Raw genomic sequence first — 13,684 nt, forward strand, 5'->3', positions numbered from 1 at the left:
GAGGGCACTTCTGTCGGCTGTCAATCAAAAGTCAAACTAAACACGTAAAACTTTCGGACTCACTCTGACTGAACACTGGGTGGTTTACTTGAACCATGGCCTCCTTCTCCGTGATCGATGAGCAGAACAGCGTGGCGTTCGCGCCGGCGGGGAACACTCTTCCCAACAGCGCGGGAGCGTTGTTCCAGCTCCTGCGGGACGGGACGCCGCGGACGCGCTCAGACCTGACGGCGATGACCGGTTTCGCGCGATCCACGATCTCCGCGCGGGTGGAGGAGCTGCTGGATGCCTCGCTGATCCGCCCTGCGGGGGAGAACTCCTCCACCGGGGGCCGGCCGCCGAGCACCTTCGCCTTCAATCCCGACGCCCGGTCGGTGCTCGCCGTGGACCTCGGCGGAACCCACGCGCGGATCGCCGTGACGGACCTGGCGGCCCGGGTGCTGGCGGAGAAGGAGCAGGAGCTCGACATCACCCGGGGCCCGGTGGCGGTGCTCGACGCGGTGGGCGCGATCGCCATGGAGCTCCTCCAGGAGACCGGACGCAGCCCCGAGGACCTGCTCGGTGTCGGGGTGGGCGTACCGGGTCCGGTGGAGTTCGCCACCGGTCGGCCGATGAGCCCGCCGATCATGCCGGGCTGGGACCACTTCGACATTCCCGGACATCTGCGCCAGTGGTTCCCGGTGCCGATCATGGTGGACAACGATGTCAACGCCATGGCCCTGGGGGAGCACGCGGTGACCTATCCGGGTGTGGCCAACATGATGTTCGTCAAGGTCGCCACCGGCATCGGCTCCGGCATCATCAGCGATGGTCGGCTCCAGCACGGCGCCCAGGGAGCGGCAGGGGACCTCGGCCATATCGCGATCCCCGACGGCGACACCACACCCTGCACCTGCGGGAATGCGGGCTGCCTCGAAGCGGTCGCCTCCGGGCCGGCGATCGCCGCCCAGCTGCGCGAGCGCGGCTTCGACGTGCCGCACCATGCGGCGATGCTGGACCTGGTGCGCTCCGGTGACGTGGAGGCTCTGCGCACCGTGCGCCAGGCCGGGCGGCAGGTCGGATCGGTGCTGGCGGGCTGCGTGAACCTGCTCAACCCCTCGGTCATCGTGATCGGCGGGGTGGTCTCCACGGCGGGGGAACACTTCCTGGCCGGGATCCGCGAGGCGGTCTACTCCCGCTCGCTGCCGCTGGCCACCCAGCACCTGCGCATCGTGGTCACCCAGACCAGGGCGCGCGCCGGGGTGCTCGGAGCCTCCGCGCTGGTCACCGGCCACGGGCTCTCGGTCGAGAACGTGAACCGACTGGTCGGCTGAGGTCAGCGGTCAGTAGACCTTGTCCGGGGTCTCTGCGTCAGGCTGGGCCTTGCCGTTCTGCTGAGCCTTGCCGTCCCGCTGGGCCTTGGCGCTGCGCAGCGCCAGGACCAGGGCGGTGCCCACCATCAGCAGGGCCAGTCCCCAGCCGAGGGTCGCAGTGTAATCCGGTGCCTGTGGGATGGCGGAGAGCACGATGCCGATCGGGGCGAAGAACAAGAGTCCGTTGATGACGTTTTTTTGGCGTGCCATGCGATCAACCCTACGGTGAAACACCTCAAGCGAGACCTGCGCAGGAACGCCCGCGCGCCGCGGCTGCACCGGATCAGCCAGCCTCACTGTCCAAGCGAACCGCACTGGGTGAAGCCAGCCTCAGTCCCCGAAGGCGGCACCGACCCGGCGCTGCAGCCGGGCCCATTGGTCCGCCGGGTCGAGCGCGGGGGAGAGCGTGTGCAGCTGCACCGCCGCAGGTGGAAGGACCGGTCCCTCGGCGGTGTTGTCCGCTGGTTCACCGTCGGCGGTGACCACCTGTTGGACCATGGACCCGGGCATCAGGTTCATCAACGCCAGAGCGAGCTGGCGGGCATGACCCGGTTCCAGCGCAAAGGGCGCCACGACGACGTCGGGGGCGATGTCGACCGGACGGGCCAGCACCCGACGTGCCACATCGAGTCCGCCGAGCACCGACTGCCCCAGGAACCAGCCCAGCAGCACGATCGATGATCCCAGCCGGCGAGGCCAGCCGCGCGGTGAGCGCCGCGCGGAGGGCGGCAGCAGCAGCAGGCTCATCCCCGTGGCCAGCGCCACCGAGACCAGCCCGTAGATCAGGTAGTCTGCGCCGGCTCCGGAGAGCGCCCACCAGAGGACGCCCAGCACCACGGCGCGCAGCACCCCGGCCGATACCCAGCTGCTCATGAGAACCTCCCTGCCACGAGCATCGTGGCCACCGTGACCACGGTCAGCAGCACCACCAGCATCAGGCCGGTGGATTCCCAGCCGCCCAGCCGAGCCTCCGCCCAGGAGACTGCGCGTCGTCCCCGCTGCGCCGCGGCGGACCAGAGGCTGCCCCAGCGTTCGGCGGCGGACGTGGTGAACCCATGTGCACCATCCAGCGCCGACCCGCCGGCAGCCCCGACGCGACGCAGCAGCGACTCCTCCGCCAGCAGCAGGTCCCCGGGCGGGACCGCCGGCGTCGTCTCGCCGCGCAGCCGCGCCGGAAGCAGCCCGCGGCGGGCCGCGCCCCAGACCAGCGCCGCGAGGAGGATCCCGAACAGGATCGGCCAGGTCGCGTCCCACAGGGTGCTCGGCTCCCAGCTCGGCACCGAGACGCCGTCTGCCTGCACCGGATCGGTCACCCACCGGGCGCCGATCACCCAGGGGACCACGATCCCTGCCGCGCAGACCCCCAGCCAGGACAACAGCTCCCCATCGGCCCGCCGGCGCGGATCACGGTCCGCCGCCCAGATCACCACGGCGAAGCGCAGCAGCAGCAGGGTGGACCCGGTCGCGACCAGCGGCAGCAGCAGATCCAGCCCCACCCCGAGGACCTCGATCCCACTCACCGCCTCCTTGGACACATACTTGCCGAAGGCCCCGGAGGTCAGCGGAGCCCCCGCCACGGCCAGCCCCGCCCCGAGCATCCCGAGCAGCACCAGGATCCCGGTCCGACCCCGGGCATAGTGCTTGACCACCGGCACCCCCAGGAACAGCGCCCCCTTGGCGAGGCCATGGTGGACCGCGTAGATGACCGCGGCAGCCGACGTCGCGGCCCGCAGCTCGGGGACCATCAGCCCCACCGCGACCAGCACGGTGATGAACCCCATCTGCGAGATGGTCGAATAGGCCAGGACCACCTTCGGATCATGCTGGAGGACTCCGACGGCGACGGCGGCGAACGCCCCGATCAGCGCCAGCGTCAGCAGCACCGCCCCGGCTGTCTCGCCCTCGGGCAGGAACCGCAGCCAGCCGATCATCCCGGCCTTGACCATCGCCCCGGAGAGCACCGCCGAGGCGGCCGGCGGCGCGGCCGGATGGGCCAGCGGCAGCCACACATGCAGCGGGACGGTGCCGGCCTTGACCCCGAATCCGAAGATCAGCAGCCCCTGGATCAACCCGGTGTGCGCGGTGCCTGCCGCCTCGGAGGCCTCGGCGAGCAGGAACCCGCCGGCGGAGGTCATCAGGATCAGCGCGGCCAGGATGGCGGTCTCGGAGAGCACCGACATCACCAGGTAGACCCGGGTGGCGCGCTGCGCGGCCGGGGTCCGGTAGTGGATCACCAGGCCGGCCGCGGAGAAGCTCATCAGCGCGAAGGCCAGATAGAAGCTGGCGGCGTCGGCGGCGAGGTAGGTGCCGATGTTGCCGGTGAAGCTGAGCAGCAAGAACGCCGAGAGCGCGCCCGAGCCCCGCTCCGCATCACGCAGCTTGATCCAGCTGATCGACAGCAGCGCGGCCCCGTAGAGCAGCGCGGCGATCAGCAGCAGCGGCCTGGCGTAGAGGTCCACCCCGAAATGCGCCCCGAAGAGCAGCCAGGGCACCTCGACGGTCTCAGCGACGGAGCCGGGTTCCGCCAGCAGCGCCAGCAGCACCGCCGGGGCCACGGCCAGCGGCGCGAACAGGGTCAGCCGGCGCCGAAGCGTGAACGCCTGCAGCGGGCGCAGCAGTCCCGCGAGCCCGAGGACCAGCACGATGACCAGCGGGGTCAGCAGGGACAGTGCGATGAGCAGCGACGGTGAGAAGAGCGAAGGGGGTGAGATCAGCATCAGCCCAGCACCCCCTCAGCGATGAACCGGGCGACCTGCAGCGGGGCGAAGGCCAGCGAGGCGGCGATCCCGACGAAGAGGGTCAGCCCGGCGGTGATCAGCGCCGGGATCAGCAGGCTCTTGGGCTCGCGGACCCGCAGCGGATCTGAGGCGTCGGATCCGCGGCTCACCAGCGTCTCGGGCTCCACCTCCTCGGGATCGACGAACCACAGCGCGTAGACCACGGGCAGGAAATATGCCGCATTGAGCAGCGAGGAGCCCACCAGCACCCACAGCACCCAGGGGTGCTCCGAGGCCAGCGCTCCGGTGCCCAGCTGCCATTTGGAGATGAACCCGGCCGTCGGCGGCAGCCCGATCATGCCGAAGGCGCCCACGGTGAACGCCGCCGAGGTCAGCGGCATCCGTCGTCCCGCCCCGCGCAGCTGGCTCACCGTATGGGCGCGGATCACCTCCGCGAAGAGTCCCGCGCAGAAGAACAGCGTCACCTTCATCAGTCCCTGGTGGACCAGGTGCACCACCCCGCCGGTGGTGGCGAGCACGTTGACCATCGCCACCCCCAGCACCACGTAGCTGACCTGGGAGATCGTGGAATAGGCGAGCCGCTTCTTGATCTCCTGCTGGCGCAGCGCCTGATAGGAGCCATAGAGGATGGTGAACGCCGCGAGGATCAGCAGCGGCGTGAGCACCCCCAGCTCGGCGGCGGCTTCGACCCCGAAGACGTCGTGGAGCACCCGCACGATCCCGAACACGCCGGCCTTGACCACTGCCACCGCGTGCAGCAGCGCCGAGACCGGGGCCGGTGCGACCATCGCCAGCGGCAGCCAGCCATGCAGCGGGAACAGCGCGGCCTTGACTCCCAGACCGCCCACGAGCAGCCCGAAGATCAGCAGCGCCGGCACCGGATTCGAGGCGACCAGCTCGGTGACACCCTCGGCGCCGCCGTCGGCGAAGTCGACCGGGCCCACGTACATGGTCAGCCAGACCACTCCGATGAGCACCGCGAGTCCGCCGCCCAGGGCGTAGCGCAGGTAGATCCGGGCCGCCCGCAGCGAGGCGGGGGTGCCCCAGTGCGCCACCAGCGGGTAGGTCACCACGGTGAGCAGCTCATAGAACACCAGGAAGGTGACCAGGTTCCCGGAGAAGGAGATGCCCACCGTGGCGGTGACACACAGGCTGAAGAACCCGAAGAAGCGGCTCTTGTTCTTCGTCCCGCGCAGGTATCCCAGGGCATAGATGGTGGTCAGCAGCCACAGCAGCGAGGAGAGCCCGGCGAAGAACAGCGCCAGCGGGTCCACCCGCAGCACCAGGTCGATGCCCGGCAGGAAGGGTGCGGAGAACTCGGGCCGGGCGCCGTCGGCCACCACGGCCGGGACCAGGGCGATGATCAGCAGCACCTTCGCCACCGCGGCGGTGAGGTTGATCCCGGCGCGCAGCTTCACGCTGTTCTCCGGCAGCGGGAAGATCGCGACGGCGGCGGTCAGCGACAGCAGCACCATCACCACCGGGATGGCTGGCAGGAGCTCCCCGGGCATCTGCTCGAGCCAGGTCACCATGGGGCGCCCACCTCCAGGACCCCGGTGAGCCAGACGCCGAGGAACCCGGTGAGCACGGTGAGCAGTCCCAGCACGAAGGGCGCCAGCTGCGCCTTCCCGGTCAGCGTGGGGTCTTCGGGGCGGGTCTGGGCCTGCGGCAGGGTCAGCTCGGTCTGATCGTCTTCACTCATCACCAGCAGCGGAGCCACCGCCTTGAGCAGATAGGCGGCGCTGAACAGGGTTCCGGCCACCAGGACCACCAGCATCCAGTAGTGTCCGGCGGCGACGGCGGAGGTGGCCAGCAGCCACTTGCCGGAGAAGCCCAGGGACAGCGGCAGCCCGATCAGGCCCACCGCGCTGAGACCCATGCTCATCACCAGCATCGGATGTGCCCGGCCGGCGCCGCGCAGATCTGCGATCTCATCGGTGCCGTAGAGGTCCTTGAGGTGCCCGGCGGAGAGGAAGAGGCTGGCCTTGGCCAGCCCGTGCCCCAGGGCCAGCGCCACGGTGCCGCTCAGCGCGCCCGCCAGCACCGCACCCTCGTCCAACGTGGTGCCCGGCTGGCCTTCGAGTGCGCTGGTCTCGGGGTCCAGCAGCAGCGGCAGCAGCAGGAACCAGTATCCGACCTGGGCCACGGTGGAGTAGGCGATCAGCGGCTTGAGCCGGCTCTGCCGCAGCGCCATCACCGACCCCACCAGGATCGCGGCGGCGCCCATCCCGGCCAGCACCCCGGCCAGGATCGCCAGCTCCGGCAGCGGACCGGCGACCCACAGCCAGACGCGCAGCAGCACGAACAGCGCGGCCTTGATGACCAGCGCGGAGAGCAGCGGGGAGACCGCACTGGGGGCCGAGGAGTGCGCCGGGATCAGCCACCGGTGCAGCGGCACCAGGGCCACCTTCAGCGCCAGGCCGAGACTGATCAGGCACAGCGCCAGCACGACGGCGGCGAGGTCGGCGTCGTCCTCGGCGGCGAGCCCGGTGATGATCTCGCCGGAGTCGATGATGTCCAGGGTGCCGGTCACCGAGTAGATCAGCGCGACCCCGATGAGGAACAGCAGCGAGCCCAGCACCGCGATGAACAGGTAGCGCAGCGCCGCGGGCCAGGCGTCACGGCCGCCGAGGGCCACCAGCGCCACCGCGGTCAGTCCCACCAGCTCCAGCCCGACATAGGTGTTGAACAGGTCCCCGGAGAGGAAGACGGCGTTGAGCCCGGACCAGCAGCCCAGCCACAGCGGCCAGAACCCGGCGTGACCCGCGCGCCAGACGCCGGGGGGCTCCGTGCGACGGTGATGCTGCTTGTCCGCATCCCGGTCCGGTGTGCCTGGGACCAGCCGCTTCCCGGTGGAGGCGGGGCGCGCGGCGGCATAGCAGCTGACCACCGCGCCGACCACGGCGGTCATCGCCAGGAACAGGGCTGAGAGGCCGTCGGCGCGCAGGGTGATGCCCAGCGGGGACTCGAAGCCGCCCAGGGCGAGCTCGAGGGTCTGTCCGGAGGTGACCTGGACCAGGATCGGGGTGCTCAGGCCGAGCACCGCCGCAGAGGTGATCACGCCCAGGACCCGCCGCGCCAACGAGCCCAGCAGCACGCTCAGCGCGCTGGCCAGCAGCGGAACCAGCACCACAGCGCCCAGACAGAACAGGGTCAGGCTCATCGGCGCGGTCACTCCTCGGCCTCCGCGTCCTTGGAGCCGTTGAAGTGTCCAGAGTCTCCGGAGTCTTTGGTGTCCGCGGGGCCTTCGACGTCCTGGACACCTTCGATCCGGCGGATCAGCACCGCGCCGAGTCCGGTGAAGGCCACCGTGATGACCAGCCCGGTGATCACCAGTGCCGAGAGCACCGGATCGGTCCCGTCCCCCGCGCCGGCCGCATCACCGGATTCCGCCGTGCGGGCCGCCAGGGCGAGGATGAGCATCAGCGAGCCGATCCCGGTGACGTTCAGCGCGATCAGCCGGGCGACCAGGTCCCGGGTGAGCAGCATCCGCACCATCCCGATCACCGCGATCGCCGTGCCGAGAAGCAGGTACCACTGCACCTGGGAGAGGTCGATCGCGCCCACGCCAGCCAGACCGAGGGCCACAGACAAGGGCATCATGTGGTGACCTCGCGCCGCGCGGGGTCGTCCAGGCACAGATAGATCGCGTAGAGCCCGGCCGCGATCCCCAGCGTCAGCAGGATCTCGATGGTGAGCAGCACCGGGAAGGAGAAGGGCGCGTTCAGGTGTGCCAGGGCGGCCAGGATGAAGACGACGACGCCGGCCACCAGCACTGGGCGCAGCCAGCTCACGGTGAGCTTCCCCAACGGCACGTGGGCGCTGTGCAGCAGGATCAGCACCGCGCAGAGCACGGCCCCGGACTGGAAGGCGCCCCCGGAGTCGGTGCTGCCGGCGAAGAGCAGCCACAGTCCGGCCAGGAACAGCACCGGGGCGAACACCCGGATCAGCCAGTGCAGGCTCGCCGGGATCGGCGGCGCCGGGCTCAGCGCGCCGCTGAGTCCGGCCCGAGGCCCGACGTCACCGTGACCCAGCGCGAGCACGGCGACGGCCGTGAGCATCAGCACCGCAGATTCCAGCAGGGTGTCGTAGAAGCGGAAGACCAGCAGCACGCCGGTGATCTCATGCTCCACACCGGTCAGCCCCATATTCGCGGTGAGGGCCGCGTCCCAGGCGGGCAGCGACTGCTCGGCGCGGAGCCAGACGGCCGCGGCGACGACGATCAGGGTGATGGCGCTGAGCGTGCCCACCACAGGTCGCAGCCAGGTCCACCGCGGCGCGGTCGCGGCATCGGGGGAGGGCTGGGCGGGGGAGCCGACCGAGACCCAGACCAACAGTGCTGCGAGGATCCCGCCGCCGATGCCCGCCTCGGCCAGAGCCACATCCACGCTGCCCAGCCGCAGCCAGGCGAGCGTGGTCAGCACGCCCAGGCCGAGCAGGCCCATGGACTGGGCGAACCGGGAGCTCGGAAGAACGGTGCACAGCACCGAGGCGAGCAGCCCAGCACCGAGCACCAGGTCTGCGGCCGGGACTCCACCGGTCATGACTGGCGCTCCTGGGTGTCCGGCGTCGGTGGAGTCGCCTGCGTCGCCGAGCCGCCCCGGCGCTGCTGCGACTGCTCGGCGGCGTCGATGCCGCCGAGCACATGCGCCGAGATCGACGCTGCCGCCAGCGCCAACACCCAGGTCAGGACCAGCACCGCGGCGCTGATCCAGCTCCCCAGCAGCAGCGCGACGCCGGTGAGGACCAGCCCGAGGCCCAGATTGTCCGCCTTGGTCAGAGCATGCAGCCGGCTGCGCAGGTCGGGGAAGCGGATCAGGCCCAAGGTGCCCACGCTGAAGAAGAAGGTGCCGGCCAGGATCAGCGCCAGGGCCGCCAGCTGGCTGAGTTCGCTCATGCGGGCTCTTCCGCGCCGGTTCGCCGGGGGCGCCTGCGCAGTCCGGCGCGCACCGCCGCCGCGACCGCCGCCGTGCCGGTGAGCACCAGCGCCACGTCGAGGTACCGGGCGCCGTCGTCGGCCAGGGCGGCGAGCACCGCCGCCAGTGCGGCGCCGGTGGTGCCGGTGAGCAGGACCACCAGCAGCCAGTCACCGGCCAGGCCGCGACGGGCGAACACGGCCAGGGCGAGAACGTAATTGGCGAGCAGCACTGCGAAGACGCCCAGCAGCACTGCTTCGCTCATCGCCGCTCCTCACTCACCAGGAATCTGTCACTCGGCAGGGATGTGTCACTGTCCGCGCCAGTCGTCAGCTGCTGGAGCCGACCCCCACCAGCCTAACGATCTGACCCCGCCGCCAGGACATACACTGAGGCACTGTGACCTGTCTCTCAATCTGGGACCGTTCATGTGGAGTTCACGCTCTGTCACCCAACTCGTCAGTGGTGTGGCTAACATGAGGTCAGTAAATACTGGAAGGAAGCTGGATGAGCTCTGCTGTGCAGACTGAGCAGGAACGGACGCGCGCTCGCGCGCACCGACGACGGCAGTCCAAGAACTGGTCCCTGTTCCTGCTCTTCGCGGGTCCGAACATCCTGCTGATCCTCGCGTTCATCTATTACCCGCTGTTCTCCAACATGTACTACTCCACCCTGGACTGGCGGCTGGGCTCCTCCAGCGCCACCCAGATCGGGCTGGAGAACTACGTGGCCTTCTTCACGTCAGACTCCGGCCTGGAGGTCTGGCGGGTCACCGGCATCTTCACCGCCGGCGCGGTGCTGGGCTCGATGATCCTGGGCCTGCTGATCGCGCTGGTGCTGAACAAGAAGATCCCGGGCAAGACCGCCGCCCGCACCGCCGTGTTCTCCCCCTATGTGCTCTCCGGGGTCGGGGTGGCGATGGTGTGGAACTTCATCTTCGATCCCACCCGCGGCGGGCTCTCCCACATCCTCGGGTTCTTCGGCGTCAGCTCCCCGGAGTGGTACCTGAATGAGGACTGGTCGCTGTTCATGGTGATCATCGTCTATGTGTGGAAGAACCTCGGCTACTGCGCGGTGGTATTCCTCGCCGGGCTGCAGTCCATCCCGAAGGACCTGATCGAGGCCGCGACCATCGACCGGGCCGGCCCGATCCGCCGTTTCGTCTCGGTCACGCTGCCGCTGCTGACCCCCACGGTGTTCTTCCTGCTGGTCACCAACATCCTCTTCTCGATGACCAACGCCTTCGACATCCTGCGCACCATGACCCCGACCGGTCACGGCACCAACACCATCATCTTTGAGATCTACCTGCAGTCCTTCGGCGCCTATCAGCGAGCCGGCTACTCCGCGGCCATCGCCGTGGTGCTCTTCTTCACCCTGTTCTTCATCACCGCTGTCCAGCTGCGCTTCGTCGAGCGGAAGGTGCACTACTCATGAGCCTGACCCGATCGCGACCCCCCAAAGAGGATGCGCAGCCCCGCGGCATCGCCCCGGAGAAGAAGCAGAAGCTGACCAAGGCCGAGCGCAAACAGATGCGCCGCGGCGGTTGGCTGGACGCGTTCAGCCGGCAGAACCTCGCCGACACCATCTTCACCGGCTACCTTCCGATCTTCGTGGCGCTGATCGTGATCGTGCTGCCGCTGGCCTGGATGGTCTCCTCCAGCTTCAAGCCGCCGACCGAGATCGTCACGCTCAACCCCACGCTGCTGCCGCAGGATCCCACCCTGGACAACTTCGGCAACGTCGTGGATCGAGTGCCGCTGCTGACCATGTTCGGCAACAGCATCTACGTGACCCTGGTGGGCTCCAGCATCAAGGTGCTGCTGGCGGTCACCACCGCCTACGCGCTGGTCTTCATCAAGGTCCCAGGCCGGAACTTCATCTTCCTGGGCATCCTGGTGGCTCTGATGGTCCCCCCTGAGGTCTCGATGCTGCCGAACTACCTGACGATCACCGGCCTCGGCGGCCGCGACACCCTCTGGGGCATCATCCTGCCGGGCCTGGGCACCGCCTTCGGCACCTTCCTGCTGCGCCAGCACTTCATGGCCCTGCCCAAAGAGATGTTCGAGGCCGCCGAGCTCGACGGCGCCGGACACTTCCGCAAGCTCTTCCAGATCGCGGCACCGGTGTCCATCCCGGCCATCGCCACCGTCGGTCTGGTCACCGTGGTCAACGAGTGGAACAGCTTCCTCTGGCCGCTGGTCATCACCGGCAGCGCCGAGAAGATGACCCTGCCGGTGGGCCTGAACCTGCTGCAGTCGGTCGAGACCCAGGCCGGCAGCTACGGGATCCTGATGGCCGGCGCGGTCATCGTGATCGCCCCGATGCTCATCATCTTCGCCGCGCTGCAGAAGTACATCGTGGCCGGACTGACCCAGGGTTCCGTGAAATGACCCAAGCCGAGATGCTCTCCGCCGCCGGTCCGCCGGGCGCCACCCAGACCTCCCTGTCACGACTCCGAATCAATCACCGCACCACAAGGAGCACCTGATGAAAAAGCTGAACAGCAGGACGACGACGGGCGTCGCAGCCCTGAGCATCGCCGTACTCGCGCTGAGCGCATGCGGCCCCGACACCTCCGGCGATGAGCAGGAGGCCGGCGAGGGCGTCGACTGGGCCGAGGTCGAGCCGGCCGAGGAGATCGTCTTCTGGTCCAACCACCCCGGCGGGTCGGTGGATCAGGAGGAAGAGCTGATCGCCGCCTTCGAGGAGGAGTCCGGCATCTCGGTCACCCTGGAGAACTCCGGCGCCACATACGAGGAGACCTCCCAGGGGTTCCAGACCTCCCAGGGCACCGGCGCGACCCCCGACGTCGTCGTCCTCTCGGACGCGACCTGGTTCCCCAACTACCTCAATGACTCGCTGCTGGCAGTCGACGAGGTCCTTGAGGCGGCCGAGGTCGACACCGACGGCTATGTGGAGGCCCTCTACGAGGACTACGTCTACGAGGACTCCCACTACGGCGTGCCGTATGCCCGCTCCACCCCGCTCTTCTACTACAACGCCGATCACTACGAAGAGGCCGGCATCGAATCTGCTCCCGAGACCTGGGAAGAGGTCGCCGAGGTCTCCCAGCAGCTGGTGGAGGCCGAGACCGCGAACTCCGCGTTCTCCTTCCCACCCCAGGAGGAGTATCCCGCCTGGTGGATGCAGAACCTGATCTGGGGCTACGGCGGCAGCTGGTCCGATGAGTGGGACTTCGCCCCCGTCTCTTCCGAAGAGACTGTCGAGGCGCTCCAGTTCGCGCAGGACGCCACCGACGACTGGGCCTCGGTCTCCTCCGGTGATCCGGCCGATGACTTCGGCTCCGGCGCCACCAGCCAGATCGTGCAGTCCACCGGCTCGCTCGGCGGCATCCTGGACACCGCCGACTTCGAGGTCGGCGTGGCGTTCCTGCCCGGCGGCCCCGAGGCTGAGGGCGAGACCCCCACCGGCGGTGCCGGTCTGATGATCTCGGCGAACTCCGAGCCCGAGGAGCAGCTGGCCGCGGCCATGTTCATCGGCTTCATGACCAACACCGAGAACACCGCATTCTTCTCGGAGAACACCGGGTACATGCCGGTCCAGCAGGACGCCGACATGTCGGCCGTCTACGAGGAGACCCCGCAGTTCCAGGTCGCCGTCGAGCAGCTGGAGCGCGCACGCTCGCAGGACAACGCGCGGGTCTTCCTACCCGGCGGTGACCTGGAGCTCTCGCAGACACTGCAGAGCATCCTCACCAACGACGTCGACGTGGCCGAGGAGATGGAGTCCGTGCAGTCCTCCCTCGAAGACCTCTACGAGCGCGATCTGGCTTCCGAGCTGGAGTAGACACCGCAGCATGTGAACACCAGAACCGCCGCTCGACCCACTGGGCCGGGCGGCGGTTCTGTGCGTTCGTCGGTTCTGCGGGTTCGCTACAGTCAGACCATGAGCGAACCGACCCCGCACCAGAACACCATCTTCTCCCTCAACGGAACCGGCACCGGTGAGCAGACCGGTGAGCAGACCGGGCACGGCTACCTGGCGCTGACCGAGAGCGGCTCCGGGCCCGGGGTGATCGTGATCCAGGAGTGGTGGGGACTCACCGATCACATCAAGGACGTCACCGACCGGCTCGCGGCCTCCGGCTTCGTCGCACTGGCCCCGGACCTCTACGGCGGGTCGATCACCCACGACGGGGTCGAGGCCAGGGAGATGATGTCGAAGCTGCCTGCCGAGGAGGGCGCCAGACTGCTCGCCGGCGCCACCGATCACCTGTTGGGGCTGGATGCGGTCACCTCCGCCTCGGTCGGCGCCATCGGCTTCTGCATGGGCGGCGGGTTCGTGCTCGCCCTGGCCGCCCAGCAGGGGGACAGGGTCTCCGCCGCGGTGCCGTTCTACGGAGTGGGCCAGGGCGTGCCGAAGAGCTACGTCGGGGTCACCGCCGCGGTGCAGGGCCATTACGCCGAACACGATGACAGCTGCCCGGTGGAGCGGGCCCGCGAGCAGGCGCAGCAGATCCGCGCCGAGTCCGGCGCCGAGGTCACCTACTTCTACTACGACGCCGGCCACGCGTTCCACAACGACACCAACGCCGCCGGCACCTACGATCCAGAGCAGGCGCAGCTCGCCTGGGACCGTGCGGTGGAGTTCCTCGCAGAGAAGGTGGTCTGAGCCCCAGCGCTCCTCCCGCGTCCGCAGCCTCGGCAGGGCCACC

General features: G+C 69.1%; 14 protein-coding genes. 5 read left to right on the top strand and 9 right to left on the bottom strand.

The features are described from left to right. The first annotated feature begins 95 nt into the window (after nucleotides 1–95). On the top strand, nucleotides 96–1,313 hold the full coding sequence (locus LTH93_RS09720; protein ID WP_241465633.1) for an ROK family transcriptional regulator: 1,218 nt from the start codon (nucleotides 96–98) through the stop codon (nucleotides 1,311–1,313). 9 nt (nucleotides 1,314–1,322) lie between these two features. Here LTH93_RS09720 and LTH93_RS09725 read toward each other — a convergent pair whose 3' ends face one another. The 9 genes from LTH93_RS09725 to LTH93_RS09765 form a co-directional block, all read right to left on the bottom strand. After that, complete coding sequence (locus tag LTH93_RS09725; protein ID WP_241470833.1) at nucleotides 1,323–1,562, bottom strand: hypothetical protein; 240 nt, start codon at nucleotides 1,560–1,562, stop codon at nucleotides 1,323–1,325. Between the two features lie 120 nt (nucleotides 1,563–1,682). After that, nucleotides 1,683–2,225, bottom strand: a complete 543-nt coding sequence (locus LTH93_RS09730; protein WP_241470834.1) for a Na+/H+ antiporter subunit E — start codon at nucleotides 2,223–2,225, stop codon at nucleotides 1,683–1,685. Beyond that, nucleotides 2,222–4,069, bottom strand: a complete 1,848-nt coding sequence (locus LTH93_RS09735) for a complex I subunit 5 family protein (protein ID WP_241470835.1) — start codon at nucleotides 4,067–4,069, stop codon at nucleotides 2,222–2,224. The genes LTH93_RS09730 and LTH93_RS09735 overlap by 4 nt, the downstream gene beginning before the upstream one ends. Next, nucleotides 4,069–5,622: a complex I subunit 5 family protein gene (locus tag LTH93_RS09740; RefSeq protein WP_241470836.1), complete on the bottom strand. Its 1,554-nt coding sequence runs from the start codon at nucleotides 5,620–5,622 to the stop codon at nucleotides 4,069–4,071. The genes LTH93_RS09735 and LTH93_RS09740 overlap by 1 nt, the downstream gene beginning before the upstream one ends. Continuing rightward, nucleotides 5,616–7,253 carry a complex I subunit 5 family protein gene (locus tag LTH93_RS09745; protein WP_241470837.1) on the bottom strand — a complete coding sequence of 546 codons (1,638 nt, stop codon included), beginning with the start codon at nucleotides 7,251–7,253 and terminating at the stop codon, nucleotides 5,616–5,618. The genes LTH93_RS09740 and LTH93_RS09745 overlap by 7 nt, the downstream gene beginning before the upstream one ends. Nucleotides 7,254–7,261: 8 nt before the next feature. Next, entirely contained in the window at nucleotides 7,262–7,693 is a 432-nt protein-coding gene (locus LTH93_RS09750) for an NADH-quinone oxidoreductase subunit K (RefSeq protein WP_241470838.1), read from the bottom strand. After that, a complete protein-coding gene (locus LTH93_RS09755) occupies nucleotides 7,690–8,634 on the bottom strand; it encodes a hydrogenase subunit MbhD domain-containing protein (RefSeq protein ID WP_241470839.1) in 945 nt (314 codons plus the stop codon). Before LTH93_RS09755 ends, LTH93_RS09750 begins: the two co-directional genes overlap by 4 nt. Then, nucleotides 8,631–8,987: a cation:proton antiporter gene (locus LTH93_RS09760; protein ID WP_241470840.1), complete on the bottom strand. Its 357-nt coding sequence runs from the start codon at nucleotides 8,985–8,987 to the stop codon at nucleotides 8,631–8,633. Before LTH93_RS09760 ends, LTH93_RS09755 begins: the two co-directional genes overlap by 4 nt. Further along, the gene (locus LTH93_RS09765; protein ID WP_241470841.1) at nucleotides 8,984–9,271 is read right to left on the bottom strand and encodes a hypothetical protein; all 288 of its coding nucleotides are present in this window, start codon (nucleotides 9,269–9,271) and stop codon (nucleotides 8,984–8,986) included. Before LTH93_RS09765 ends, LTH93_RS09760 begins: the two co-directional genes overlap by 4 nt. A gap of 242 nt (nucleotides 9,272–9,513) precedes the next feature. Here LTH93_RS09765 and LTH93_RS09770 point away from each other — a divergent pair, with 242 nt between their 5' ends. The 4 genes from LTH93_RS09770 to LTH93_RS09785 all read left to right on the top strand — a co-directional run bounded on the left by LTH93_RS09770 (nucleotide 9,514) and on the right by LTH93_RS09785 (nucleotide 13,641). Continuing rightward, the gene (locus LTH93_RS09770; RefSeq protein WP_241465623.1) at nucleotides 9,514–10,443 is read left to right on the top strand and encodes a carbohydrate ABC transporter permease; all 930 of its coding nucleotides are present in this window, start codon (nucleotides 9,514–9,516) and stop codon (nucleotides 10,441–10,443) included. Between the two features lie 95 nt (nucleotides 10,444–10,538). Continuing rightward, on the top strand, nucleotides 10,539–11,399 hold the full coding sequence (locus LTH93_RS09775) for a carbohydrate ABC transporter permease (RefSeq protein WP_241465781.1): 861 nt from the start codon (nucleotides 10,539–10,541) through the stop codon (nucleotides 11,397–11,399). Nucleotides 11,400–11,496: 97 nt separating this feature from the next. After that, nucleotides 11,497–12,816 (top strand): ABC transporter substrate-binding protein, encoded by a 1,320-nt coding sequence (locus LTH93_RS09780; RefSeq protein WP_241470842.1) that lies wholly within the window; start codon nucleotides 11,497–11,499, stop codon nucleotides 12,814–12,816. A gap of 99 nt (nucleotides 12,817–12,915) precedes the next feature. Further along, nucleotides 12,916–13,641 carry a dienelactone hydrolase family protein gene (locus LTH93_RS09785; protein ID WP_241470843.1) on the top strand — a complete coding sequence of 242 codons (726 nt, stop codon included), beginning with the start codon at nucleotides 12,916–12,918 and terminating at the stop codon, nucleotides 13,639–13,641. Nucleotides 13,642–13,684 lie beyond the last annotated feature (43 nt).

The sequence above is a fragment of the Nesterenkonia sp. DZ6 genome (genome assembly GCF_022565835.1).
In the GTDB taxonomy this organism is placed as follows: domain Bacteria; phylum Actinomycetota; class Actinomycetes; order Actinomycetales; family Micrococcaceae; genus Nesterenkonia.

What these genes read in the sequence shown, in the direction of transcription:
- LTH93_RS09730 (WP_241470834.1), bottom strand. Translation starts at nt 2,225, where the DNA reads ATGAGCAGCTGGGTATCGGCCGGGGTGCTGCGCGCCGTGGTGCTGGGC.
- LTH93_RS09750 (WP_241470838.1), bottom strand. Translation starts at nt 7,693, where the DNA reads ATGATGCCCTTGTCTGTGGCCCTCGGTCTGGCTGGCGTGGGCGCGATC.
- LTH93_RS09745 (WP_241470837.1), bottom strand. Translation starts at nt 7,253, where the DNA reads ATGAGCCTGACCCTGTTCTGTCTGGGCGCTGTGGTGCTGGTTCCGCTG.
- LTH93_RS09735 (WP_241470835.1), bottom strand. Translation starts at nt 4,069, where the DNA reads ATGCTGATCTCACCCCCTTCGCTCTTCTCACCGTCGCTGCTCATCGCA.
- LTH93_RS09770 (WP_241465623.1), top strand. Translation starts at nt 9,514, where the DNA reads ATGAGCTCTGCTGTGCAGACTGAGCAGGAACGGACGCGCGCTCGCGCG.
- LTH93_RS09760 (WP_241470840.1), bottom strand. Translation starts at nt 8,987, where the DNA reads ATGAGCGAACTCAGCCAGCTGGCGGCCCTGGCGCTGATCCTGGCCGGC.
- LTH93_RS09755 (WP_241470839.1), bottom strand. Translation starts at nt 8,634, where the DNA reads ATGACCGGTGGAGTCCCGGCCGCAGACCTGGTGCTCGGTGCTGGGCTG.
- LTH93_RS09775 (WP_241465781.1), top strand. Translation starts at nt 10,539, where the DNA reads ATGCGCCGCGGCGGTTGGCTGGACGCGTTCAGCCGGCAGAACCTCGCC.
- LTH93_RS09740 (WP_241470836.1), bottom strand. Translation starts at nt 5,622, where the DNA reads ATGGTGACCTGGCTCGAGCAGATGCCCGGGGAGCTCCTGCCAGCCATC.
- LTH93_RS09725 (WP_241470833.1), bottom strand. Translation starts at nt 1,562, where the DNA reads ATGGCACGCCAAAAAAACGTCATCAACGGACTCTTGTTCTTCGCCCCG.
- LTH93_RS09765 (WP_241470841.1), bottom strand. Translation starts at nt 9,271, where the DNA reads ATGAGCGAAGCAGTGCTGCTGGGCGTCTTCGCAGTGCTGCTCGCCAAT.
- LTH93_RS09785 (WP_241470843.1), top strand. Translation starts at nt 12,916, where the DNA reads ATGAGCGAACCGACCCCGCACCAGAACACCATCTTCTCCCTCAACGGA.
- LTH93_RS09720 (WP_241465633.1), top strand. Translation starts at nt 96, where the DNA reads ATGGCCTCCTTCTCCGTGATCGATGAGCAGAACAGCGTGGCGTTCGCG.
- LTH93_RS09780 (WP_241470842.1), top strand. Translation starts at nt 11,497, where the DNA reads ATGAAAAAGCTGAACAGCAGGACGACGACGGGCGTCGCAGCCCTGAGC.